This is a genomic window from Cryobacterium zhongshanensis (assembly GCF_022760445.1).
GTDB classification, from domain to species: Bacteria; Actinomycetota; Actinomycetes; order Actinomycetales; family Microbacteriaceae; genus Cryobacterium; species Cryobacterium algoricola.
On sequence record NZ_JALGAR010000001.1, the window covers coordinates 767,722 to 790,278 of the forward strand.

The 22,557-nt window shown below is 69.6% G+C and carries 21 protein-coding genes; 16 read left to right on the plus strand and 5 right to left on the minus strand.

From position 1 onward, the window contains the following. Positions 1-22 precede the first annotated feature (22 nt). Positions 23-307: a HigA family addiction module antitoxin gene (locus MQH31_RS03600; RefSeq protein WP_243010938.1), complete on the plus strand. Its 285-nt coding sequence runs from the start codon at positions 23-25 to the stop codon at positions 305-307. A 44-nt stretch (positions 308-351) separates the two neighbouring features. On the opposite strand, the gene MQH31_RS03605 is transcribed toward MQH31_RS03600, so the two are convergent. The 4 genes from MQH31_RS03605 to MQH31_RS03620 form a co-directional block, all read right to left on the minus strand. Next, positions 352-1,218, minus strand: coding sequence for a DUF429 domain-containing protein (locus MQH31_RS03605; RefSeq protein WP_243010939.1), 867 nt, complete (start codon positions 1,216-1,218; stop codon positions 352-354). 21 nt (positions 1,219-1,239) lie between these two features. Continuing rightward, positions 1,240-1,584 carry a type II toxin-antitoxin system PemK/MazF family toxin gene (locus MQH31_RS03610; RefSeq protein WP_243010940.1) on the minus strand — a complete coding sequence of 115 codons (345 nt, stop codon included), beginning with the start codon at positions 1,582-1,584 and terminating at the stop codon, positions 1,240-1,242. Next, positions 1,581-1,826 carry a CopG family transcriptional regulator gene (locus tag MQH31_RS03615; RefSeq protein WP_243010941.1) on the minus strand — a complete coding sequence of 82 codons (246 nt, stop codon included), beginning with the start codon at positions 1,824-1,826 and terminating at the stop codon, positions 1,581-1,583. Before MQH31_RS03615 ends, MQH31_RS03610 begins: the two co-directional genes overlap by 4 nt. Before the next feature lie 96 nt (positions 1,827-1,922). Continuing rightward, positions 1,923-2,522, minus strand: coding sequence for a TetR/AcrR family transcriptional regulator (locus MQH31_RS03620; RefSeq protein WP_243010942.1), 600 nt, complete (start codon positions 2,520-2,522; stop codon positions 1,923-1,925). Between the two features lie 203 nt (positions 2,523-2,725). Between MQH31_RS03620 and MQH31_RS03625 the strand changes: the two genes are divergently transcribed. The 10 genes from MQH31_RS03625 to MQH31_RS03670 all read left to right on the plus strand — a co-directional run bounded on the left by MQH31_RS03625 (position 2,726) and on the right by MQH31_RS03670 (position 17,112). Beyond that, positions 2,726-3,589 (plus strand): alpha/beta fold hydrolase, encoded by an 864-nt coding sequence (locus tag MQH31_RS03625; RefSeq protein WP_243010943.1) that lies wholly within the window; start codon positions 2,726-2,728, stop codon positions 3,587-3,589. Positions 3,590-3,676: 87 nt separating this feature from the next. Further along, positions 3,677-3,892: a dodecin gene (locus MQH31_RS03630; protein WP_134535722.1), complete on the plus strand. Its 216-nt coding sequence runs from the start codon at positions 3,677-3,679 to the stop codon at positions 3,890-3,892. A 418-nt stretch (positions 3,893-4,310) separates the two neighbouring features. Further along, positions 4,311-5,612 (plus strand): ABC transporter substrate-binding protein, encoded by a 1,302-nt coding sequence (locus MQH31_RS03635; RefSeq protein WP_243010944.1) that lies wholly within the window; start codon positions 4,311-4,313, stop codon positions 5,610-5,612. Between the two features lie 3 nt (positions 5,613-5,615). After that, positions 5,616-6,563, plus strand: coding sequence for a carbohydrate ABC transporter permease (locus tag MQH31_RS03640; RefSeq protein WP_243010945.1), 948 nt, complete (start codon positions 5,616-5,618; stop codon positions 6,561-6,563). Next, positions 6,560-7,453 carry a carbohydrate ABC transporter permease gene (locus MQH31_RS03645; protein WP_243010946.1) on the plus strand — a complete coding sequence of 298 codons (894 nt, stop codon included), beginning with the start codon at positions 6,560-6,562 and terminating at the stop codon, positions 7,451-7,453. Before MQH31_RS03640 ends, MQH31_RS03645 begins: the two co-directional genes overlap by 4 nt. Positions 7,454-7,529: 76 nt before the next feature. Further along, positions 7,530-10,829: a DUF5107 domain-containing protein gene (locus tag MQH31_RS03650; protein ID WP_243010947.1), complete on the plus strand. Its 3,300-nt coding sequence runs from the start codon at positions 7,530-7,532 to the stop codon at positions 10,827-10,829. Next, positions 10,826-13,150, plus strand: coding sequence for a beta-galactosidase (locus tag MQH31_RS03655; RefSeq protein WP_243010948.1), 2,325 nt, complete (start codon positions 10,826-10,828; stop codon positions 13,148-13,150). Before MQH31_RS03650 ends, MQH31_RS03655 begins: the two co-directional genes overlap by 4 nt. Continuing rightward, complete coding sequence (locus MQH31_RS03660) at positions 13,147-14,112, plus strand: aldose 1-epimerase family protein (protein WP_243010949.1); 966 nt, start codon at positions 13,147-13,149, stop codon at positions 14,110-14,112. The genes MQH31_RS03655 and MQH31_RS03660 overlap by 4 nt, the downstream gene beginning before the upstream one ends. 125 nt (positions 14,113-14,237) lie before the next feature. After that, the gene (locus MQH31_RS03665) at positions 14,238-16,208 is read left to right on the plus strand and encodes a family 43 glycosylhydrolase (protein ID WP_243010950.1); all 1,971 of its coding nucleotides are present in this window, start codon (positions 14,238-14,240) and stop codon (positions 16,206-16,208) included. Between the two features lie 40 nt (positions 16,209-16,248). Then, on the plus strand, positions 16,249-17,112 hold the full coding sequence (locus MQH31_RS03670) for an AraC family transcriptional regulator (protein WP_134535716.1): 864 nt from the start codon (positions 16,249-16,251) through the stop codon (positions 17,110-17,112). A 63-nt stretch (positions 17,113-17,175) separates the two neighbouring features. On the opposite strand, the gene MQH31_RS03675 is transcribed toward MQH31_RS03670, so the two are convergent. After that, entirely contained in the window at positions 17,176-18,429 is a 1,254-nt protein-coding gene (locus MQH31_RS03675) for a cellulase-like family protein (RefSeq protein ID WP_243010951.1), read from the minus strand. A gap of 448 nt (positions 18,430-18,877) precedes the next feature. On the opposite strand from MQH31_RS03675, the gene MQH31_RS03680 reads away from it, so the two are divergent. The 5 genes from MQH31_RS03680 to MQH31_RS03700 are packed head-to-tail and all read left to right on the plus strand — an operon-like array spanning position 18,878 to position 22,334. Continuing rightward, positions 18,878-19,228 (plus strand): PadR family transcriptional regulator, encoded by a 351-nt coding sequence (locus MQH31_RS03680; protein WP_243010952.1) that lies wholly within the window; start codon positions 18,878-18,880, stop codon positions 19,226-19,228. Then, complete coding sequence (locus MQH31_RS03685; protein WP_243010953.1) at positions 19,221-20,297, plus strand: DUF1648 domain-containing protein; 1,077 nt, start codon at positions 19,221-19,223, stop codon at positions 20,295-20,297. Before MQH31_RS03680 ends, MQH31_RS03685 begins: the two co-directional genes overlap by 8 nt. Then, complete coding sequence (locus MQH31_RS03690; RefSeq protein WP_243010954.1) at positions 20,294-20,650, plus strand: PLD nuclease N-terminal domain-containing protein; 357 nt, start codon at positions 20,294-20,296, stop codon at positions 20,648-20,650. Before MQH31_RS03685 ends, MQH31_RS03690 begins: the two co-directional genes overlap by 4 nt. Continuing rightward, positions 20,647-21,576, plus strand: a complete 930-nt coding sequence (locus MQH31_RS03695) for an ABC transporter ATP-binding protein (protein WP_134535711.1) — start codon at positions 20,647-20,649, stop codon at positions 21,574-21,576. Before MQH31_RS03690 ends, MQH31_RS03695 begins: the two co-directional genes overlap by 4 nt. After that, positions 21,573-22,334: an ABC transporter permease gene (locus MQH31_RS03700; RefSeq protein ID WP_243010955.1), complete on the plus strand. Its 762-nt coding sequence runs from the start codon at positions 21,573-21,575 to the stop codon at positions 22,332-22,334. The genes MQH31_RS03695 and MQH31_RS03700 overlap by 4 nt, the downstream gene beginning before the upstream one ends. Positions 22,335-22,557: the final 223 nt, after the last annotated feature.

Sequence of the window (22,557 nt, forward strand, 5' to 3'; positions counted from 1 at the left end):
AGACGAAAAGAGCGGAAGGTCCATGACCGGAATGCACAACCCGCCGCACCCGGGCTCGCTGCTTGAGGACTACCTCGGCGAGGTGAGCGTTGCCGAGGCGGCACGACGCCTGGGCGTCACGCGTGCCACGCTCTCCAGGATTCGGCACGGACACTCCGCGGTGACGGCCGACATGGCCGTGCGGTTGGGGCTGCTGTTCGGCACCAGCGCCGAGTTGTGGCTGGGGATGCAGAGCGCCTACGACCTGTGGACCGAGCGACAGAAGCCGCGGCCTGCGATTGTTGCGCTCGCGGGTGCGGGGCGCTGACGGCACGGACCCCCGGGCAGTGCGGGCGGCATCTGCTGGGGTCGCTAGTCCATATCGGCGCCGGCTCTCGAGCGCCTGGGCCGGGCCACCCGCCCGCCGGGGCGTTGCTCGGGGCGAGCGGGCGCGATGATGACCGGGACGCGCCCGTCGGCATCCGGTGAGTCTGTTGCGCCGAGGACCTGGCATCGTTCTGTGCCGAACTGGGCCCAGAGGGCGGCGGTCCACGCGCAGAGGGTGGCGTCGAGGAGGTCCTCGCGGTGCTTGTATGCGGCGTCGTTCAGGGGAGACGGTTCCTCGAGGAGCGCCGCGGTGATCGGGTGCGAGCGGAGGTCGAGAGCTGGGTGGATGTCGGTGAGGCGCAGCATCCGTTGGAGGAGGTCGTCGCATTCGGCGGCGCGGAAATCGCGCCGGGCCGCGGGGGACGGCAGCGCCGGGTTGAAGCGTTTGTAGCGCGGGCGCTCCACGTCGTAGCCGAGCTCGGGCGCGCCGACCAGGGTCGCGTACGGGTAGCACTCGAAGAACTGCACTTCGTCGGGGAGGACCGGCCCGCTGCCGTCGGTGTAGCGGAATCCGGCCTGCTCGAGGCGCGTGCGGAGGGTGACGCCGCCGAGCCACGGGAGGCCGAGGTTGGAGGGGTTGGCGTAGACCTGCCACTGGCTGTAGCGCTGGGCGACCTCGCGTTCGCATTCACGGATGCCGGTGGCATTCGCCACGACGAGGGGCGCGTCGATCGCGATCACGTCGCCGGGGGCCGAGCGCGTGATGACCCACGCGGCGACGGCGTCGATGCCGCGCGCCCAGCCGGCGTCGAGCACGGTTCCGGACGCGTCGATCAGGGCCAGGCCGGTTTCGTTGGCGCGTTTGGCCGCCGTGCCTTCGCCCCAGGCCAGGTCGACGCCGATGTAGTTCACGCGTGCGGCCGGTCGGTGAACTCAGATGCCCAGGACAAGGCGAAGGCCGTCGGCGATCTTGGAGAGGACGTAGCTCGGGACATGCCCGACGGGGAAGGGCTCGATGAACTCGCGGCTCACCGGGCCCACCTGCGATACCACCGCCACGGAGTCCTGCCCGAGCCCAGACGCATCCACCGGCACGAGCACGTTTCCGGGAAATGCCTCGAGCGCCGTGTTCGAGGTCAGAGGAACGACAAGCACTGTCGCGATCTCCGAGGCGAGAAGCCAGTGCTCCTGCATGACGACGGCCAGACGGCGCTTCGCCTGCTCAGAACCGCGTGGTGACTCGAAATCGACCCAGACGACATCGCCGTGGGAGATCACCAGTCGGTGCCTTCACGCACGGTGCGTTCCGACTCCTGAAGGAAAGGGCTCTCCGCGGAGGGCTGTCCGACCCGGGCGATGACCGAGTTGGCCAGGGCCGTCAGCTCTGTTTCCCCTTCCAACTCATCTGCGAGGCGACGGCCAGCGAGGCGATAGAACTCGGACCGGTTCATGCCGTGCCGGGCCGCTATGCGCTCGAAGCGTTCGAAGTCATCCTTCGGAATTGAAATCGCCGTTTTCATGCCAAAAGTATAATCAGTTATACCCGCTGAGTCGAGCGCGGTGACGGCATCGGGTCAGAAGCCAGGGCTCGCAACCAGGGGGTAGGCGCCGGGGGTCTATCGACCGGGCGGCGTGGTGGCGGGGGTGGTGGTGTCGGTCCACTGGGTGAGGGCGACGATGAAGCCGTGGATCAGGCGTTCGAAGCTCCGGTTGATGTCCGCGCTCAGGGCGAAGGATCCGGCGGTTTCGAACGAGATGAACCCGTGCAGGGTGGAGCGGAAGGCGCGGATGGCGTCGATCGCGTCGTCGCCCTCGAGGCGGTACGCGGTGAGCACGTCGCTGATCAGATCGACGACCGCGAGCGACACGGCTTCGTCTTCGAGGTCGCCAGGGGCGGGCATCCGGTTGGAAGCCTCGTACCGCGCGGGGTGCTGCAGCGCCCACTGCCGGTACGCGCGGGACATCGCGGAAATCGCGTCGGGGCCGGAGCGCCCGACGGAAGCCCGCGCGAGCACTTCGCCCATGTCGCGTTTCGCGTGCACGGCGATGTCGCGGTGGAGGCCGGCCATCGAATCGATGTGCTTGTAGAGGGACGGCTGCCGAACGCCGAGACGGGTGGCCAGCGCAGCTAGGGTGAGCGAGTTGAGGCCGACTTCATCGGCCATCACGGCCGCCTCTTCCGCCACGCGGTCGCGGGTGAGCCCGACCCTAGGCACGGGTCCGTGCTCCGGCCCTGGTGCTGAGGCGTCTGCGAACGAAAGCGGATGCTGTTTCCATGGGGCTAAGGATGACCCGCTTTCTGGCTAGTGTCAATAGCCAACCCGGCTCGGAGGCGACGCGGCGCGAGAATCCCGCTTGCGGTATCCATTTTTCGCATTTGGCTATTGACACTAGCCAAAAGGGCATGCATAGTAGCTGCATGACCTCCTCCACTGCAGCTTCTGCCTCGTCGACTCAGTACCTCGCCCGCCCCGAGGGGCGCATCGCCTATGACCTCCAGGGCGCCGGACCGCTTCTCGTGCTCGTGCCCGGCATGGGCGAGCTGCGGTCCTCCTACCGCTTCCTGACCTCGGCGCTTGTCGCCGCCGGATACTCGGTGGCCACCACCGACCTCCGCGGGCACGGCGACAGTGACACGTCCTTCTCCGCCTACGGCGACGTCGAGACCGCGGGCGACATCCAGGCCCTGATCGCCCAGCTCGGCCGGCCGGCGGTGATCGTCGGCAACTCCCTCGCCGCCGGGGCCGCCGTGATCGTCGCCGCCGAGCATCCCGAGCAGGTCGACGGCCTGGTTCTGGTCGGACCGTTCGTGCGGAACCCGCCGGCGAACGCGTTCACCCGCGGGCTGTTCCGCGCGATGATGGCCCCGCTCTGGATCGCGCCGATGTGGAAGAGCTACATGCCCACCCTCTACGCCGGCCGCAAGCCCGACGATTTTGCGGAGTACCGCACGGCGGTCATCGCCAACCTGAAGCGCCCGGCGTACGGCAAGGCCTTCTCGCTGACCACGCAGCAGACCAACCACGACCCCGCCGAGGCGAAGCTCGGCGCGGTGACCGCCCCGACGCTCGTCATCATGGGCGACAAGGATCCCGACTTCAAGGACCCGGCCGCCGAGGCGCGTTTCGTAGCGGATGCCCTCCACGGCTCGGTCGTGATGGTCGCCGACGCCGGCCACTACCCCCAGGCTCAGCAGCCGGACATTACCTCGGCCGCCGTTCTGAGCTTCCTCAAGACCGTGCCGCGCTCGACCGACCATTCGGAGTCCGACATCCGCCGTTGAACACTCGTGCCTTGCGAGCTAGGGTCGGAGCACCCGGGGCGACGGCGCTGCGGGCGGGGAACACGCCCGAGCCGGAGGGATCACGCCATGACGAACCACACCTACCGCGTCACCGAGATTGTCGGAACGTCACCGGACGGCACGGATGCGGCCATCCGCAACGGTCTGGAGCGTGCGACCAAGACGCTGCGCAACGTCGACTGGTTCGAGGTGGTGGGCACCCGCGGGCACGTCGTGGACGGCGCGATCGATCACTTCCAGGTGACGCTCAAGGTGGGGTTCCGCCTGGACGACGCCGACTAGGGCGTCGTGTTCTGACTTTCTGACCGCTTCTCGCCGCACGTGTTCTGACGGCTGTCGGCGGGCATCCGCTCGCGCCCGCGCACGGTTCGGCAAGCCGCGCCCGAAACGGCGGGCGCGGCGTGCGGAAACCGGCGCGGGCGCGGGGTGACAGGGGCGCGGCCTGCCGAAACCGGCGCTGACACCTGGACGTCGTTCTGTCCATTGGGGGAGACGACCTCTGCCGAACTGCGCACGAAGTGTGGCACTGTGGCGGGTCACCGCGTGCATCGAGGTCGCAGGTGAGTCATCCACCCTGTCCGCTGGCCTTCGTGGAAATGTCCATATGCGCGAGCGCTTTTGCTATGGGCACCGTCGATAGGTGACGCTTAACCTTACGGAGCTAGGACGTAACCACTACAACGACGTAAGGAACACGAGAGTGAAGAAATCACAGGCTCTGGCTGGCGCATTGACCGTCAGCGCAGTACTGGCCCTTCTCACGGGATGCGGTGCCGCGGGCACCACGGCCAGTGCCGGGCCGGTCACGATCGACTACATGGGCTGGGTGCCGAAGGCCGACAAGGCCGTGGACATCTGGAACAAGGCGCACCCCGAGACCCAGGTCAAGTATTCGCCCGTCTCGAACGGCCAGGATGCCTACCCGAAGATCCGCTCGTCCGTGCAGGCGGGGAACGCGGGCTGCCTCGCCCAGCTGACCCTAGACCAGGTGCCGAGCTTCGTCGCCGACGGCATGCTCATGGACGTCACCCAGTACACCGGCGACGTCAAGGACACCTTCCTCGACTGGACCTGGTCGCAGGTGAGCCCCGGTGGCCAGACCTACGCGATCCCGCAGGACACCGGCCCCATGGCGATGTACTACCGCACCGACCTGTTCGAGAAGTTCGGCATCACCGTGCCGAAGACCTGGGACGAGTTCGCGACGGCCGCGAAGACCGTGCACGCAGCCGACCCGTCCGTGTCGCTCGGCTACCTCGCCACTGATGACTCGAGCACCGTCGCCGCGTACGCCTGGCAGCGTGACTCCTCCTGGTTCGCCATCGACGGCGACAGCTGGAAGGTCGGAATCGACGACAGCGCGAGCGCCGAGTCGGCCACCTACTGGCAGGACCTGCTCGACTCCGGCGCCATCGCGACCACCAAGCGCTGGGATCCCGGGTTCTACAGCGAGCTGGCCAGCGGCAAGTACCTGACCATGATGGGCGGGGCCTGGAACACCGCCCTGATCGAAGCCAACGTGGGCGACACCGCCGGCAAGTGGGCGCTCGCCCCGATGCCCACCGTCAAGGGATCGACCGCCTCCGCCAACTCCGGCGGCTCCGCGGTCGCCGTGCTCAAGGGCTGCAAGTACCCCGAGCAGGCTGTCGCCTTCGCCACCTGGCTGAACTCCTCCGAGGACAGCCTGAACATCCTGTCCGCAGCGGATGGCGGCGGGCTCTACCCGGCGGCCACCAAGGCGCTCGACTACGCGGTCGTGAACCAGAAGGACAGCTTCTTCGGCGGCCAGAACCTGAACGACATCTTCCGCGAGTCGGCGAACAACGTGAACGTCGGCTGGGCCTGGGGCCCGACCTACTCCTCGACCGACACCACACTGACGGATGGCCTGGCCAAGGTCGCGACCAAGGGAACCACCCTGCCGGCCCTGATGACCTCGCTGCAGACATCCACCCTGAGCGACATGAAGGGGCGCGGGATCCAGGCAGCCGCCTCCCACTGACCCATGTCCACTGAAACGCTCACCACCCGCAGGGCTGGCACGGACTCCGTGCCCGCCCTGCGGCGGCGGCGCCCGAACCAGTTCGTGAGCGCCATCGTCATCTTCATCGTGCCGTTCGGCGCCCTCTTCCTCTTCGTCTACGTCGCGCCGATTCTCTACTCGATCGGGCAGAGCCTGTTCTCCGTCCGGTCCAGCGGACTCGGCTTCGGCGCACCGGTCACCACCTTCGTGGGAGTCGACAACTACGCGAAGGCCCTCTCGAGCTCCGAGTTCTGGACGGCCCTCGGGAGGATCCTGCTGTTCGGCGCCGGCCAGGTTCCGATCATGCTGATCGGGGCGCTCGTGCTCGCGCTGCTCCTGGACTCTGCGGCGGCCCGCTGGGTCAGCGTCTACCGGGTGCTGTTCTTCCTGCCGTATGCGGTGCCCGGCGTGATCGCGGCCGTGCTGTGGGCGTACCTGTATTCGCCTTCGCTGAGCCCGTTCGTCGCCTTCGGTAATTCGGTCGGCGTGCCGCTCGACTTCCTGTCTCCGGAGATCGTGCTCTGGTCGATGGCGAACATCACCACCTGGGTGTTCATGGGCTACAACATGCTGATCATGCTGTCGGCGCTGCAGGCCATCCCACGGGACCAGTTCGAGGCCGCCCGCCTCGACGGCGCCTCCGAATGGCGCATCGCGCTCTCGATCAAGGTTCCCCAGGTGCGCCCGGCACTCGTGCTCACCGGGATCAACTCGATCATCGGCACCATCCAGCTGTTCAACGAACCGCAGGTGCTGCACGTGATCGCCAACTCGGTCGACAGCTCCTACGTGCCCACCATGCTCGCCATGGGCGCCGCATTCATCAAGAACGACTTCGGCTTCGCGGCCGCCGTCTCGGTGCTGCTCGCCGTCGTCGCCGGTGTGATCTCGATCATCTACTACCGCATCGCAATGAGGAACCCAGAGTGACTCCCACACGCACCAGACCCCAGAAAACCGAACGCTTCCAGAACGGCTCCGCCGAATTGCGGGTCAGCCGGTCGACCGCTATGGTCACCATGGGCGTGCTCACCCTGGCCGCCGTCTACTTCCTGATCCCGGTGTGGTGGCTCATCGTCTCCGCGACGAAAAGCAACACCGCCCTGTTCAGCTCCAACGGCTTCGGGTTCTCCGGCTTCAGCCTCTTCGACAACATCGTGGATGTCTTCACCAAGCAGGACGGGCTCTTCGGCCGGTGGCTGCTCAACTCGGTCCTCTATGCCGGAATCGGCGGACTCCTCGCCACCTTCCTCGGTGTCGCCTGCGGCTACGCCCTCGCGAAGTACAACTTCCGCGGACGCGGGGTCATCTTCGGCGCCATCCTCGGCGGCCTGCTCATCCCGAGTGCACTGCTGACCGTTCCGCTCTACCTGATGTTCTCCCGCATCGGCCTCGTGAACACGGTGTGGGCGGTGCTCATCCCCGCGATCGTCAACCCCTTCGCGGTCTACCTCGGCCGCATCTACGCGGCCGCGAGCATGCCGGACGAACTGCTGGAAGCCGCCAGGCTCGACGGTGCCTCCGAGATCAGGATCTTCTTCAGCGTCGCCCTGCGGCTGATGTCGCCGGCCTTCGTCACCGTGTTCCTGTTCAGCTTCGTGTCCATCTGGAACAACTTCTTCCTGCCGCTGATCATGCTGAGCGACCAATCGCTGTACCCGGTCACCCTCGGCATCTTCAACTGGTACACCCAGACCCGCGAGGCGAACTACAACGTGGTGATCACCGGTTCACTGCTCTCGGTCATCCCGCTCGTGATCGCCTTCCTCAGCCTGCAACGCTTCTGGCGGGCCGGGCTCTCCGCGGGCAGCGTGAAGTAGCCTCTCGCCCCCTCCGGGCCGCTCGCGAGCGGCCGATACTTCCACGTCATACTCAACACTCTCGAGGCTCACCTCCATGAACTCCCTTCATTCGCACATCGACCTGCCGAAGCCGCCCGCCGACCAGCAAGCCATCCTCGACGCCGGGGGCGTGGCCTGCTGGGCGGAAGACGTCGACATCCTCACCTATGAGCCCGGAGCACCCGACCTGTTCCCGATGTTCTTCGACCACCGGGTCTACCAGGGCTCCGACGGCAAGGTGTACCCGCTGCCGTTCGTCGACCGGATCGAGAGCCGGCCCGTCGTGAAGGCCTGGCACGCCATCCACCTCGAGAACCGCTGGGTGCGCCTGATGCTGCTTCCGGAACTCGGCGGACGCATCCACATCGGCTACGACAAGACCCGCGACTACGACTTCTTCTACCGCAACAACGTGATCAAACCCGCCCTCGTCGGTCTCGGCGGCCCCTGGGTCTCGGGCGGCGTCGAATTCAACTGGCCCCAGCACCACCGCCCGGGCACCTACCTGCCGGTGGAGACGTCGATCGAGCGTTCCGGCGATGGTTCGGTGACGGTCTGGCACAGCGACCTCGACCCACTGCAGCGGATGCGCGGCACCCACGGGGTGCGGCTTCGCCCGAGCGAGTCCAGTGTCGAGGTCACGGCACGCCTGTTCAACCGCACCGACGAGCAGCAGACCTTCCTCTGGTGGGCCAACGTCGCGGCCGCCGTGCACGCGGACTACCAGTCCTTCTTCCCGAGCGACGTGCGCTACGTCGCCGACCACGCCCGCCGTGCCATCACCGGCTTCCCGCGCGCCGACCGCCCGTATTACGGAGTCGACTACCCGGCCCTGGCCGAGGAGCGCACGGATGCCGACCGGATCGACCTGTACTCCAACATCCCCGTTCCGACCTCCTACATGGTCACCGACACCGCCGACGAGTTCTTCGGCGGCTACGACCACCGCGCCGGGGCCGGCTTCGTGCACTGGGCGGAACACGACATCGCGCCAGGCAAGAAGCAGTGGACCTGGGGAGACGGCTCCATCGGCCGCGCCTGGGACCGCCAGCTGACCGACGCCGACGGGCCGTACGTCGAGCTCATGGCCGGGGTCTTCACCGACAACCAACCCGACTTCAGCTACCTCGCACCGGGGGAGACCCGCGAGTTCTCCCAGTTCTGGTATCCGATCCAGGACATCGGTGCGGCCGACCAGGCCAGTCGCACCGCCGCGCTGAGCGTGACCGTCGACGACGGTCGGGTGAGCATCGGCGTGGCGAGCGCCCGGGAACTCACCGTGGTCGTGCGCGTGGAACGCGACGACGCCGTGTTGCTGGAGCACGCGGCCCCCGTCGGTCCCGGCCTTCCGATCCAGGTGCACGTCGATGTTCCCGGCTGCGCCAGCCGCGACGAACTCGTCGTGCGCGTGCTGCACGACAGCGCCGAATTGGTCGCCTGGCGCCGGCACACCCCGATCGTCGGTGAGCCCTGGCTCGCGACGGCGCCCGCAGCCCCCGGCGACCTCGACTCCGTCGACGAACTGCTGCTGACCGCCCAACACCTCATCCAGTACCGCCACCCCACCCACGCGGCCACGCCGTACCTCGAGCGGGTTCTCGAACTCGACCCCGCCGACTCCCGGGCCAACATCGCGCTCGCCGAAATCGCCCACGCCGCCGGCGACTACGAGCTCTCCCTCCGCCGCCTCGACGTGGCCGCGGCCCGGATCACCCGGCGCAACCTCAATCCGCGCTCCGGAGAACTCTTCTACCGGCGCAGCCTCAGCCTCGAACGCCTCGGGCGGTACGACGAGGCCGCCGCCGACTTCGTGAAGTCCACCTGGGACGGCGCATACGCCCTCGCGGGCGGACTCGGCGCCGCCCGGTCCCTGCTGAGGAACGGCCAGATCGCGGCCGGCCTCGAGCACGCGACCGCCGCCGTCGCCACCGACCCGCGCAACACCACGGCCCAGGGGCTCCGCGTGCTCGCCCTGCGCCGACTCGGCCGGGCGGATGCCGCGGCTGCGGCCCTCGAGGACGCGCGCGCCGCCGATCCCCTCGACCCGTTCCTCAACGCCATCGCCGGCGACCTCGATGTCGTCGACTCCCGCACCTACCTGACGGTCGCCTACGAATTCGCCCGGGTCGGCGAGACGGATGCCGCACTCCACTGGGCGTCACGGGCCGCGCAGGAGGGCGCATCCGTCTTCGGAAATGCGGCCCCCGTGGCCCACTACCTCCGCGCCCAGCTGCTGGAGGGCTTCGGTCGCAGCGCAGAGGCCGCCGTGGAGCGGGACCGGGCGCGGGCCGTGGACCGATCGCTCGCCTTCCCCGCTGGCCTGGACGACGCCGACGTGCTCCGGAACGCCATCCGGCAGGCCGAGTCGTCCGGCAGTGCGGACGGCGTCGCCCTCGGCCTGCTCGGCTCCTGGCTGATGGGCGCCCGGCTCGGCGCAGACGCGAGGGACGTGCTCGAATCCGCCGTCGCCGCCGGACCGGACGACGCCGTGGTCCTGCGGAACACCGCCATCGCCGTCGTCAATGCCGGGGGAGATCCCGACAGGGCCGCCGGTCACCTCGACCGTGCGGTGGCCGTTGCCGGGCCGCTTCCCCGGCTCCTCTTCGAACGCGACCAGCTCGCCCGGCTGCGCGGCATCGCGAGCCTCGACCGGCTCGCGGTGCTCGAGGGCTGCGGCGCCGACCTCCTCGCCCGCGACGACCTGGCCCTGGCGTACGCGGAGCTGTTGCTCGACGCCGGCCGGACCACCGAAGCGGATGCTCTGCTCACCCAGCGCGAATTCCAGCCGTTCGAGGGCGGGGAGGGCCAGGTGCTCGCCGCATTCGACCGGGCGACCATCGCCGTGGCAGCGCACCTCGTGACCAGCGACCCCCGGGCCGCCGCCGCCCTGCTCGACGGCGGGATCGAGCCGCCGCGGAACCTCGGAGAGGGCAGGCACCCGGCCGGCCCCCTCGCGGAGCGCCTCGTCGCCGCCGGCGACGCCCACCGTGCCGCCGGCGACGAGCAGACCGCACGCGCGCGCTGGGAACAGGCACGCACCGCAGGCGGCCCGCTCGCCGTCGCCCCGCGACCCGCCCGCCTCGACGACTACTGGATCGGCGTGGCGCACCTGCGCCTCGGCGAACGCGCGGACGCGGACACGACCTGGGACGCGCTCGAGGCGACCGCAGACGCCCTCGGTGTCGCGGCATCCGCACCGGACTACTTCGCCACCTCACTGCCCCAGATGCTGCTCTTCTCCATCGACGACGTGATCGGCCGGCGCCAGGCGGCCGCCGCCCTGCTCGAGGCCGCCGAACGAGGCCGCGTGCTCTGCGGTGCAGCAGCACGACTCGACGAGGAGAAGACCGCATGACCGTGCCCGACCAGAGACTGACCGACCAGAGACTGACCGACCAGAGACTGCCCGACCAGAGACTCCTCGCCGTGAACCAGGGCTGGCAGCGCGCAGAGACGCGGCCGGGAATGACCGTGACCGTCGACCCGCACGACCGGATCAGCCTGACCTCACGTCACCTCCTGCTCGACGGCGTGCCGTGGATTCCCGTCTCCGGCGAGATCCACTACTCCCGAGTGCCGCGCGCGAGCTGGCGCGAACGCTTGCTGCTGATGCGCTCCGGCGGAATCACGGTGGTGTCGAGCTACCTGATCTGGCTGCACCACGAGCCCGTTCAGGGCGAAGCGCACTTCGACGGCGACCTCGACGTGGCCGCGTTCGTGCGGCTCTGCGGCGAACTCGGGCTCGCCGTCGTGCTCCGGATCGGCCCCTGGGTGCACGGCGAGGTGCGCAACGGCGGCTTCCCCGACTGGGTGCAGGCCGCCCCGGTCGAGCACCGCACGGATGACCCCGCCTACCTCGACCTCATCCGCCCCTGGTTCGCGCGCCTCGGCACCGAACTCGCCGACCTGTGCGGGCCGTCGAGCCCCGTGATCGGCATCCAGCTGGAGAACGAACTCTACGGCCAGCCCGGACACCTCAGCACCCTCAAGGCGATGGCCCGGGAGGCCGGCCTCACCGCCCCGCTCTACACCGCGACCGCGTGGGGAGGCGCGGAGCTTCCGCCAGGGGAAGTCCTCCCGCTCTACTCGGGGTACGGCGACGGGTTCTGGGTGGACGCCGACGCGGGCTGGGACGACTCCTTCCGCCAGCACTTCTTCTTCTCCCACGACTGGGACGACGTCGGGGTGGGCGCCGACGTGCGCGGGATCGCGATCGGCGAGGCCCAGGCGCGCCCGCGCGACGAGTCCTTCCCCGCGGCGACGTGCGAGCTCGGCGGCGGAATGGCGACGACGTACCATCGTCGCATCGTGCCGACGGGCGAGACGATCGCGGCCGTGGCGAACGCCAAGGTCGGCAGCGGGTCGGCCTGGCAGGGCTACTACATGTACGCGGGCGGCCTCAACCCCCGGGGCCCCGAGCCGGTTCAGGAATCCCACGCGACGGGATACCCCAACGATCTGCCGGTGTACGACTACGACTTCCACGCCGCCGTCGGCGCGGCGGGTCAACTCTCCGCGAGCCACGCCCTGCTCCGTCAGCAGCACGCGTTCATCGCGGCGTTCGGCGACCGGCTGGCCCGGATGCCGTCGAGCCTGCCCGAGATCGTGCCCACCGGGGTCGACGATGCCGCGACTCTCCGCTGGGCGCTCCGTGCCGACGGGGACAGCGGGTTCGTGTTCCTGAACTGGGCGCAACCGCACATCCCGCTGCCGATGCTCCATAACGTCCGGCTGGCCGTGCGACTCGCCAGTGGCACCGTCGAGCTCGGCTCCGAGCCGCTCGACATCGTTCCGGGCACCATCGCACGGTGGCCCGTCGGCCTCGACATCGGCGGCGCGCGGCTGCACTGGGCGACCGGGTCTGTGCTGACGATGCTCGACTCCGAGACCCTCGTCCTCGTCGCGGATGCCGGAGGGGACGTGGAGATCGCGATCGGCACCGAGCACGACGACGGCGTCACGCTGTACCGGGTCGACGGGGAGGCCGGCGGGAGGCTGACGATCGGGGAACCCGACGCCTCGGTCACGATCATCGTGATCGGCCGGCTCGACGCCGCCAGGGTCTGGGTGCTCGAGGAGGAACAACGGCGGCTGGTGCTCTGTGCCGACCCGCTTTGGACGGATGGGGCCGACCTGGTCGTGCGCGCATCCGCCCGGCCCCGGGTCACCGAGTGGTGGAACGACGGCTGGCACGACCTGACGTTCACCCCGGACGGGAGTGCGGCCCACCCGGCGGCGGTCACCCTCGTCCCGCTCCGGGCGGCGGGCGCCCCGCTCGCCGGCTACGGCACGTTCGACGGTCGTGCCTCGGCCCCCGGCGGACAGTACGTCGCCGACTTCGCCTCCGTGCACCGGCTGGTCGGCCTCGGCGAACCGGCCAGCGGATGCCGCCGCGAACTTCGGATCGACTGGGCGGGCGACGTCGCAGAGCTCCTGGTGGATGACGTCGTGGTCGCCGACCGGTTCTGGGACGGCACTCCCTGGGAGATCGACCTCGACACCATCGGCGGGGCCACCGGCTCCAGCGTCACCTTCCGGGTGCTGCCCCTCCATCGGGACTCGCCCGTGCGGGTCCCGGCGGACGCCGAGGACCGGCGCCGCTCGACATCGGGGGCGCTGCATGCCCTCGACGCGGTGACCCTGACCCGCACGACGACCTGGCACCATCCGCTGTGAGCCCCGGCGAGAGACGCCTCGGCGCGATCCCCCTCGACGCGCACGGGGTCACGGCCTCGATCGACCCGGTCGGCGCCGGACTCCGCTGCCTCGAGGTGAACGGTCGTGCGCTCATCGAGTCATACGGGCCGGGGCAGGCAGCCCGGGTCGGCGTCGGCGCACCCTTCGTCGCGGGCGCGACCCTGTTCCCGTGGCCGAACCGCGTGCGTGACGGCCGCTGGTCGTGGGCAGGCGTCGAGCAGCAGCTCGTCATCACCGAACCCGAACGCGCCACTGCGAACCACGGCCTCGTGCGCGACCGGGAATTCGAGCTGCTCTCCCGAGCCCCGGGGACCGTCGTGCTCGGTATCGAGGTGGGTCCCGACCCCGGATTCCCCTTCGCGCTCAGCCTGATGGTCACATACACCCTGCTCCCGGACGGACTTCGGACCGAGTACGCCGTCGACAACCTCGGCAGCGAACCCGCGCCGTTCGCCCTCGGCGCGCACCCTTATCTGCGCGTGGGCGACGCCGACGCGGACGACCTCGTGCTGCACATCGACGCCGGCACCGCGCTCGACCTGGACGACCGGTTCCTCCCGGTGGGCCGGCGACCGGTGCGGGGCGCTCTGGAGGACCCGGCCGGCCTCGCGCTCGCCGGGGTCGACCTGAACCACTGTTACGGCGACCTCGCGCCCGCGCCGGGAGGGGGCTTCCGGCATCGGCTGCTCGGCCGGGACGGGGCTGGGGTGGAGCTCCGCACCGACGACCGGTTCGGCTGGGTGCAGGTGTACACGGCCGACGACTTCCCGCGCGCCGGCGCTGCGGCACGCGCGGTCGCGATCGAGCCGATGACCGCATCACCCGACGCGCTGAACTCCGGCGACGACCTCACGACCCTGCAACCGGGGGAGACCTGGCGGGCCGCGTGGTCGCTCCACACCGTGGCCGCCCCGGCCGGATCGTCCATATCCACGGCTTGATCGGCCATGGGCTCCGGGTGAGCCGGCCGCTAAAAAGAGAGAGCGCCCCTTTTCGGGGCCGGACAATGTCGTCACGGGAAAGGGATTCATTCGTGTCATCTGCACGACGAAAGAACATAATCCGAGTGGTCGGGCCCACCATCCTCGCTCTCACAGCGAGCCTCCTGCTGCCTCTCTCGGCGGCCGCGTCACCCGCTGCGGAAGCCCGGCCAGGCTCCGCGCCGGGCGCCACACTGTCCATCACCACCACCACCGCTGCTCCGATCGTCGCTCCCGAGAGCGGGCTGAACGCCATCCACAACGACCGGTTCTGGTACGACACCGCCGGGAACCCGATCTACTCGCAAGGCGGCGGCGTCTTCCGGTTCGGTGACACCTACTACTGGTACGGCGTGCGCTACACCGGATCGGAAAGCTACTTCACTAACCCGACCAAGATCTACGGCAACACGGCCAGGGACGTGAAGTTCGTCGCCATCACCGCATACTCCTCCCGGGACCTCGTGAACTGGACCTTCGAAGGCAACGTGGCCACTCCCGAGACGGCCCTGGCCATCCCGGCGTCCAAGGACGTCTCCTCCGACTACTTCTCGCGCATGACAAGCCTGAACGACGCGTCGTGGCTCGGCCGGCTCGGCGTGGTCTACAACGAGAACACCGGGAAGTATGTGCTCCTCACCCAGATGGAGACATCATTCGACCCGGTGCGCGACACCAATGCCGCCGTGCTCTCCCTGGAGAGCGACACCCCGACCGGCCCGTTCCACTACGCGAACCTCCAGACGAAGATTCAGAACACGCCGGTGCAGGGCACGGGAGACCAGACCGTATTCACCGATGACGACGGAACCGACTACCTGGTCTTCTCGAGCCGCAACGGCCGCAAGTACTCCTACGTCAGCAAGATCTCCGACGCGGACTCCCTCAGCGTGGAGCCCGCAGTGCAGGTCGGCTACGTCGGTGCCGGACGCGAGGGCAACGCCATGTTCAAACTCGACGGCCGCTACTACATCGCCACCTCGGACCTCCACGGCTGGAACTCATCGGTGACGCACGTGATCTCCTCATCGTCCGCGGACATCCAGGGGGCGTACTCGGCCGAATACACCCTGCCCGGAACCGAGAAGGACTACAGCCACGTGACCCAGACCGGGTTCTTCGTGACGGTCACGGGCACAACCCGCGACACGGTCATCTACGCGGGCGACCGGTGGGCGGACTTCGCCTGGAACGGTCTCGGCTACAACCAGTGGCTGCCGCTCTCCGCCGGACCCGCCGGGCTCAACTTCGAATCGTTGAGCGACTGGAATCTCAACGCGACGACCGGCGAATGGACGGTCGGCAGCGGCAACAACTACGTGCTCAATCCGGACTTCGCCGCCGATCGCGTCGCGGTGACCCAGGTGACCGGGTGGACCACCACCGTCGATCCGGGATCGGCCACGAGCCAGTTCGTGACCAACCCCTCTCCGGGCGGCAATGCGACCCGCTTCGCCCTGCGTCTCGGCAGCGCCGGTGCCTTCTCCGGTTCGGTATCGCAACAGGTCACGGTCCCGGCCGGCGTCTACGGGTTCGCGCTCTCCTCGACCACGACCGACGGGCTCGACCATGCGCGGGTCAGGATCGCCGGCGCAGCGGGCGAGGACTACGTGCTCGACCTCGGCGCGGCGGCCGGAGGCTGGTCGAGGCACGCGCTCGAGAACCTCACGCTCGCGGCGGGAACGGTGACGGTGAGCATCGAGGCCGGCAGTGCCGGGGCCGGCCAATGCGTGACCGTCGACGGCCTGTCGCTCACCCCGGTGGACTCCCCGGTGTGGGAGCCGGAATCTTCGTATCGGGGCGGCGACCGGGTGACGTTCGCCGGATCGCTGTGGACGGCGACCTGGTCCACGACCGGCCAGACACCCGGCGACCCGAATGGCTCGTGGCAGGAGACGCTGGCCGGGTCGAACGGCACAGCGGTGTGGACGCCGAGCAGGATCTTCGTGGCCGGCGATGTCGTGGCGAGTGCCGGCATCCGCTACACGGCGAAATGGTGGACCCGGAACCAGGCACCGGGAGACCCGTACGGTCCCTGGGCGCCGCAGGCCGGATAGCGCACATGGACGGAGTGACGGAATCTGCGAGTATGAGCAGATGAAGCTGGTCGAGGGTTTCCGTAACGAGCGGATGTGCGTGGTCCCGCGCCCGCTCGTCGACGAGATCCTCGCCCGGCCCGTCACCCGGAGGCTCGTCGTGACGGACGCCGGCCTCTTCCCGGAGGCCAGGAACCACGAACGGTTCCGGCCCTCCGGATCTCCGGAGACCATCCTCCTGGCGTGCACAGCGGGGTCGGGGTGGGTGGAACTCGGCGGCGTGCGCACGGGCGTCGGCAGCGGATCGGTGGTGCTCATTCCCGGCGGGGTCCCGCACCGGTATGCCTCCTCGGACTCGAATCCCTGGACGATCTGGTGGTGCCATCTGCGGGGAACCGACGCCGCCGAGCTGGTCGAAGCCACGGGAGCGACCGTGGAACGGCCCGTGCTGCCGATGCACAACATCGAACGCTGCGTGGCCCTGATCGATGAGATCATCACCGCCCTGGAACGCGACCTGTTGCCCGCCCGCATGATCGGGGCATCCGGAATCGCCTGGCAGTTGCTCACCCGGATCGCCCTGGACCGGGCGCTGCCCGAGCGCGGCGACCCCCTGCAGCGGGCGATGGCGTACCTGTCCGAACGGCTCGACAGCGCGGTGAAGGTCTCGGAACTGGCCTCAATGGTGGGGGTCTCCGCTTCGCACCTGGGCGCGATGTTCCGCACGGCCACGGGCGGGGGAGTGCTCGCCCACCACACCGCACTGCGGATGTCGCGGGCGCGGCAACTGCTCGACACCAGTTCGCTCGGCATCGCGCAGATCGCGCACGCCGTCGGATACCAGGACGCGCTCTACTTCTCGCGGCAGTTCCATCGCACGCACGGGGTCAGCCCGAGCGAGTACCGCGCCCACCGCAAGGGCTGAGGCGACCCGGGCGATGCCGGCGACGCCGGCGAGCGGCCTGCGCCGTCCACGCCAGGGAACCGGCTACCCGAGGAGGATCGCCGAGGCACGGCGCTGCCACGCGACATCCGCCCAGAGCGGATGCTGCGGAGCGGCATTCGAGGACAGCACCGCACCCCAGGCCCCGCTGTCGACGGCGGCGTGCAGCCCCGTCTCGGCGAGGTCCTTCCCGACCGGACCCTCTTCGAAACCGGCGTGCAGTGGCGTGTAACCGACCCAGCCCTCGCCGAAGACGACCGGCGTGCTGTGCTCCCGGCCCCACGCGGCGGCGGCCGCGACCCGCGACCGGATCTCGCCGTACATCCGCTCTCGGAAAGGGGCATAGCGGTCGTACAGCCAGAGGTCCCAGCCGTCCGGGTCGACGTTGTCGTAGCCGTAGAGCATCTGGTCGGTCACGACGGTCGCGTCGAACCGCCAGCCCTCCGGCCGGCCGGCGTCGGCCCAGGCGGGTGCGCCCGGGCGGAGCAGCCCGCGCAGGGCCGTGTTCGGGAAGTCTTCCGTGCCCGAACCGCGGATGTCGATCGTCTGTTGCAGCGCATCCAGCACCCCGTAGGCGTAGATGTGGAACTGGCCGACCTGCAGGCCTGCCGGCAGCGACTCCCAGTCGGGGTGCGGCGGCTTGCCGTAGCTGACCGTGGTCAGGATGCCGGGGAACTGCCGGGAGACCGTCTGCACGGCCCGCTCCAGCGTGGCGCCGCCGGTGGGAACCCGGGAGAAATCGACCTCGTTGTGGAGCTCGAGGAAGGCGACCAGATCGAGATACCCATTGTCGTCCAGGACGTGCAGCAGCGTGATGTTCGCCGAGGCAAGCGCGTCCATCCGCTCGGCGAACGGCACGGCGTCGATCGCTCGCCACCAGCGGTCGTCGGCTGCGAACGCGGGTGACTGCTGGTACTCCCACGACGACAGGATGACAACGAAACCGTGGTGGCGGGCGGCCTCGAAGAGAGCGAGGAGCCTCTGCAGCAGGGGCACCGAGTAGCCGCCGGTCACGTTGTACCAGCGGGTGCCGTCGCCGAAGGAGCCCCCGCCCGGACGGGGACCGAAACCCGAGATCGCGAGGTCGGCGGGCAGCGCGTTCGGCCCGAACAAGTAGAGGGGTGCGGCGCAGATACGCACGGTGTTGTAGCCGCGCTCCCCGGCTTCGGCGAAGGCGCGGTCGAGATCCGCGAACGGTTCGCCCGGGCCGGCCTGGGTGTACCAGGAGAAGTCCCAGAGGGTGATCACCAGCCGGGCTGGCAGATGAGCCGGGATGTCCCCACTTGCTGCTTTCGACACGGGCACGCCCTCCAGGGTCTCGTCGTCACTGACAGGCTCGTGCAGTGGAACACCCGAAACGTATCGCGGGCGGCGGCGTGATCGTCAGGCTCGGAGACCTGCGGATATGGACGATCCGACTGCAATCGCGGCGCGCGGCGCGCGAGGTACGGGGTGGCGAGGCGCGGCGCTGGCGAGGCGTGGCGCTCGCGTCGGGCCCGCATCCGCTCGGGCCCGCGCGTGTTTCGGCAGGCCGCGCCCGAAACGGCGGGCGCGGGCTGCGGAAACCGGCGCGGGCGTGGGGTGAAAGGGGCGCGGGCTGCCGAAACCGCCGCGGCCGCGGGGGAGAAGCGTGGTCACGCGGGAGGTCGAAAGGCAATCGCCTATCCGGCGACGGTAACGTGTGTTACCTTGTAGTTGGCATAACAAGCAACCGGGTTTCACAAGGTACAGGATTCGAGGCGGCACGATGGCGATCGAGGGCGAGGCGACTCCGTCTCAGTTGCGCAAGGGCGTCGTCGAGCTGGCCGTGCTCGCGCTGCTGCACCGGGGCGAGGCCTACGGTGCCGAGATCGTCGACCGGCTCGTCCGGTACCCGGGCCTCGCGATCAGCGCCGGCACCGCGTACCCGCTGCTGAACCGGCTGAAGAAGAGCGGCCTGATCACCTCGGAGTGGCAGGAATCGCCCGTCGGCCCGCCGCGCAAGTACTACCGGCTGTCGCCTGCGGGTGAGCGGGCCTTCGTCTCGATGACCAAGGTCTGGACCGCGATGAGCGCCGACATGACCGACCTGTTGGGAAAGGACGCGACCCATGCGTGACAACTCCGAACCGCTACCCGGCGACGGACTCCCGCCCGTCGGGGCAGCCGTGCTGCTCGACGACTACTTCGACCGCCTGCGCGCCGCCGCGGTGCGACTGCGCATCGACATCGACGCGGACGCGCTCGCCGAGCTGCTCGCGCACGTCGAGCATCGCCTCGACGGGACCGGTCGCAGCGGAGACGAGGTGCGCCGGGTGCTCGCCGAGCTTGGCGAGCCCGAGGCGCTCGCGCGCGCCTATACGACCGACGATCGCGACTCTGACGTCAACGGCGACTTCGACACCGACCGTGGTTCCGAATCCGGCCCAGACCGCGACGGGGGCACGGATGCTGCCGCTCGCGGCCGTCGGGACCTCACCGCCGGGAGCGCCGAGGGAGTGCCGCGCACCCACCGGGCCGGCCGGTTCCTCGGCGTTCCGTATGACACCCGCCAGCCCACGTCGGAACGGTTCGCGAGCCGGTCTTGGGATCCCAGCGATCCGAGCATCCTCGTGCCGAAGGCGCTCGGCATCGGCTGGACGCTCAACTTCGCCGCGCTCGCTGTACGGGCGCACCTGATCCGGCCGGACGACGAGGACGAGCCGTTCGCCGAGGCACCCGCACGCGTGGTCACAGCAACGCTCGCCGCACCGGTCCTCGCCGGGGTCGCGTTCGCGATCCTCGCAGCCGTGACCTGGGCCGGCCTGCCCGACACCGTTCCCTCGCACTGGGGAGCCACCGGGGAACCGGACGGCTACTCGAGCCGCACCGCCAATCTGCTGATCCTGACCGGATTCATTGTGGTGCCGCTGCTCGCCGCGGCCTGGGTGCACCTGGCCGGGCGTCCGGCGTGGAACCGCGTCGCCGCATCCGCTGGGAGCCTCGCGCTCGCGCTGGTCGCTCTCGTCAGCATGCTGCAGACCCTGTACTCGGTGCAGGGCGGCACCGGAATCTGGCCGACGCTGATCGGCCTGGGCCTCACTCTCGTGCTGCCGTTGGGGCTGCTCGTTGCCGTATCCCGAAGCGGTCGCGCCGCCGAACAGCGCCGTGACTTCGCCTCGGCCTCGAAGAAGGGTTCCGTGTCATGAATATTCCTCTGTCGTCACTCCCCGGGTGGGCGTGGATCGTGATCGCGGTGATGGCGGTCATCCAGGTCACGCTCGACGTCATCGCCCTGGTCGACCTGTACCGGCGGCCCGCCGACCGGGTGCTCACCGGCAACAAGTGGGTGTGGCTGGCCGTGATCCTGCTCGCCAACCTGATCGGCGCCATCCTCTACCTGGTGGTGGCCCGGAAGCCCGCGGTGCTCGATGCGGCAGCCTCGGCGCCCCGCCCGCCGTCGACCAGCCCCGACGCCGTCGCCGACGCGCTCTACGGGTCACGCAGCGACCCCATCGAGCGGCCGGGCACCGACCCGCGGAGTGAAGCCGGCACTCGATGAGTCTCGCGATCCGCACGAGCGGCCTGACCAAGACCTACGGCGAGCACCGCGCCCTCGACAGCGTCGACCTCGAGGTCGAGGAGGGCTCGATCTTCGGGTTCCTCGGCCCGAACGGCGCCGGCAAGACCACGCTGCTCCGGATGCTGACCGGGCTCGCCCGGCCCACGAGCGGCGTCGTGCAGATCCTCGGGCACGACGTCACGGCGGTCGACGACTCAATCCGGGCCCGGATCGGCTTCCTCCCCGACGTGCCCGGCTTCTACGACTGGATGACCGCCGAGGAATTCCTCCGATTCGTCGGCCGACTCTTCTCGATCGACCGGCGCACCCTGGATGACCGTGTCGGCATGCTTCTCGGCCTCGCCGGACTGACCGACGTGACCACCGCGATCGGCGGGTACTCCCGCGGCATGAAGCAGCGCCTCGGCGTGGCCCAGGCGCTGATCAACGCGCCCGAGCTGCTCCTCCTCGACGAGCCGACGAGCGCCCTCGACCCGATGGGACGCCGCGACGTGCTCGACATGCTCACCTCGCTGCGCGGGCGCACCACCGTATTCTTCTCGACGCATATCCTCGCCGACGTGGAGCGGGTCTGCGACACCGTCGCCATTCTCGACCGCGGTCGCGTGGTGGCGCACGGGCCGATCCAGGAGCTCACCTCCCGGTACGCCGAACGCAAGGTGATCCTCGAGGTGACGGATGCCGCGGGCGACCTCGCGCAGGACATCTCCCGAGAGCCGTGGGCGGCATCCGTTGCCGTGGGCCCGACCGGCGCCCTCGAAATCACGGTCACCGACATGGACGCGGCCCGCCTGGCCATTCCGGTGCTCGTCGCCGGGAGACACACCGGGCTCTGCCGCATGGATGCCGGTGAGCTGGGCCTCGAAGACGTCTTCGTCAGCCTGGTCGGAGGGGGAGCACGATGAGGGGATTCGCGGCGTTCGCGCGCAAGGAGTTTCTCGAGATCGTGCGGACCTGGCGACTCTGGGTGCTCCCGGGCATCGTGCTGTTCTTCGCGTTGACCGGGCCGGTGATGGCCCGGTTCACGCCAGAGATCCTCCGTGCGGTCGCCGCAGACCAGCTCGGTCAGTTCACGCTGCCCGACCCGACCTACGCGGATGCCTACACCGGCTGGATCAAGAACCTGTCCCAGATCGTGCTGTTCGCTCTGATCATCGTCTACGGCGGCATCGTCTCCTCGGAGCGGCGCAGCGGCACCGCGGTGCTCGTGCTGACCAAGCCGGTGTCGCGGGGCGCGTTCATCCTCGCCAAGGTCACCGTGCACTCGGCGTTCCTCGCGGTGCTCGTGGTCGCGGGCACGCTCGTCACCTGGGGAGGCACGGCGATCGTCTTCGGCGAGGCTCCCGGAGGGGCGCTCTGGTCGGCGTCGCTCGCCTGGCTGGTGTTCGGCATCCTGTTCGTCGCCCTGATGACCCTGTTCTCCGTGCTGATCAGCCCCACGGCGGGAGCCGCCGGCGCAGGCCTGGGCGCGTACGCGCTCGTGTCGATCGCCGCACTGTGGACGCCGCTCGGTACCTATTCGCCGGCCGCGCTGACCGGCGTGCCGACCTCGCTCGCGCTCGGGAAGTCCGTCGAAACGTTCTGGCCGGTGTGCACGGCACTGCTGCTGGCTGCGGCCCTGGTCGCGCTCGCGGTCGCGGCGTTCAAGCGGAAGGAACTGTAGGCCTGGCGGGCGGGACCTGCGCCCGTCTCGGCAGCCCGCGTCCGAAACGGCGGGTGCGGTGTGCGGAAACCGGCGCGAGCGCGGGGCGAAGGGGGCGCGGGCTGCCGAAACCGGCGCGGGCGTGGGGCGAAGGGGGCGCGGGCTGCCGAAACCGGCGCGGGCGCGGGGCGAACGGGGCGCGGGCTGCCGAAACCTGCGCGGGCGTGGGGTGAGCGGATGCGGC

What these genes read in the sequence shown, in the direction of transcription:
- MQH31_RS03680 (WP_243010952.1), top strand. Translation starts at nt 18,878, where the DNA reads ATGGCGATCGAGGGCGAGGCGACTCCGTCTCAGTTGCGCAAGGGCGTC.
- MQH31_RS03615 (WP_243010941.1), bottom strand. Translation starts at nt 1,826, where the DNA reads ATGAAAACGGCGATTTCAATTCCGAAGGATGACTTCGAACGCTTCGAG.
- MQH31_RS03600 (WP_243010938.1), top strand. Translation starts at nt 23, where the DNA reads ATGACCGGAATGCACAACCCGCCGCACCCGGGCTCGCTGCTTGAGGAC.
- MQH31_RS03685 (WP_243010953.1), top strand. Translation starts at nt 19,221, where the DNA reads ATGCGTGACAACTCCGAACCGCTACCCGGCGACGGACTCCCGCCCGTC.
- MQH31_RS03630 (WP_134535722.1), top strand. Translation starts at nt 3,677, where the DNA reads ATGACGAACCACACCTACCGCGTCACCGAGATTGTCGGAACGTCACCG.
- MQH31_RS03650 (WP_243010947.1), top strand. Translation starts at nt 7,530, where the DNA reads ATGAACTCCCTTCATTCGCACATCGACCTGCCGAAGCCGCCCGCCGAC.
- MQH31_RS03695 (WP_134535711.1), top strand. Translation starts at nt 20,647, where the DNA reads ATGAGTCTCGCGATCCGCACGAGCGGCCTGACCAAGACCTACGGCGAG.
- MQH31_RS03640 (WP_243010945.1), top strand. Translation starts at nt 5,616, where the DNA reads ATGTCCACTGAAACGCTCACCACCCGCAGGGCTGGCACGGACTCCGTG.
- MQH31_RS03700 (WP_243010955.1), top strand. Translation starts at nt 21,573, where the DNA reads ATGAGGGGATTCGCGGCGTTCGCGCGCAAGGAGTTTCTCGAGATCGTG.
- MQH31_RS03670 (WP_134535716.1), top strand. Translation starts at nt 16,249, where the DNA reads ATGAAGCTGGTCGAGGGTTTCCGTAACGAGCGGATGTGCGTGGTCCCG.
- MQH31_RS03690 (WP_243010954.1), top strand. Translation starts at nt 20,294, where the DNA reads ATGAATATTCCTCTGTCGTCACTCCCCGGGTGGGCGTGGATCGTGATC.
- MQH31_RS03655 (WP_243010948.1), top strand. Translation starts at nt 10,826, where the DNA reads ATGACCGTGCCCGACCAGAGACTGACCGACCAGAGACTGACCGACCAG.
- MQH31_RS03625 (WP_243010943.1), top strand. Translation starts at nt 2,726, where the DNA reads ATGACCTCCTCCACTGCAGCTTCTGCCTCGTCGACTCAGTACCTCGCC.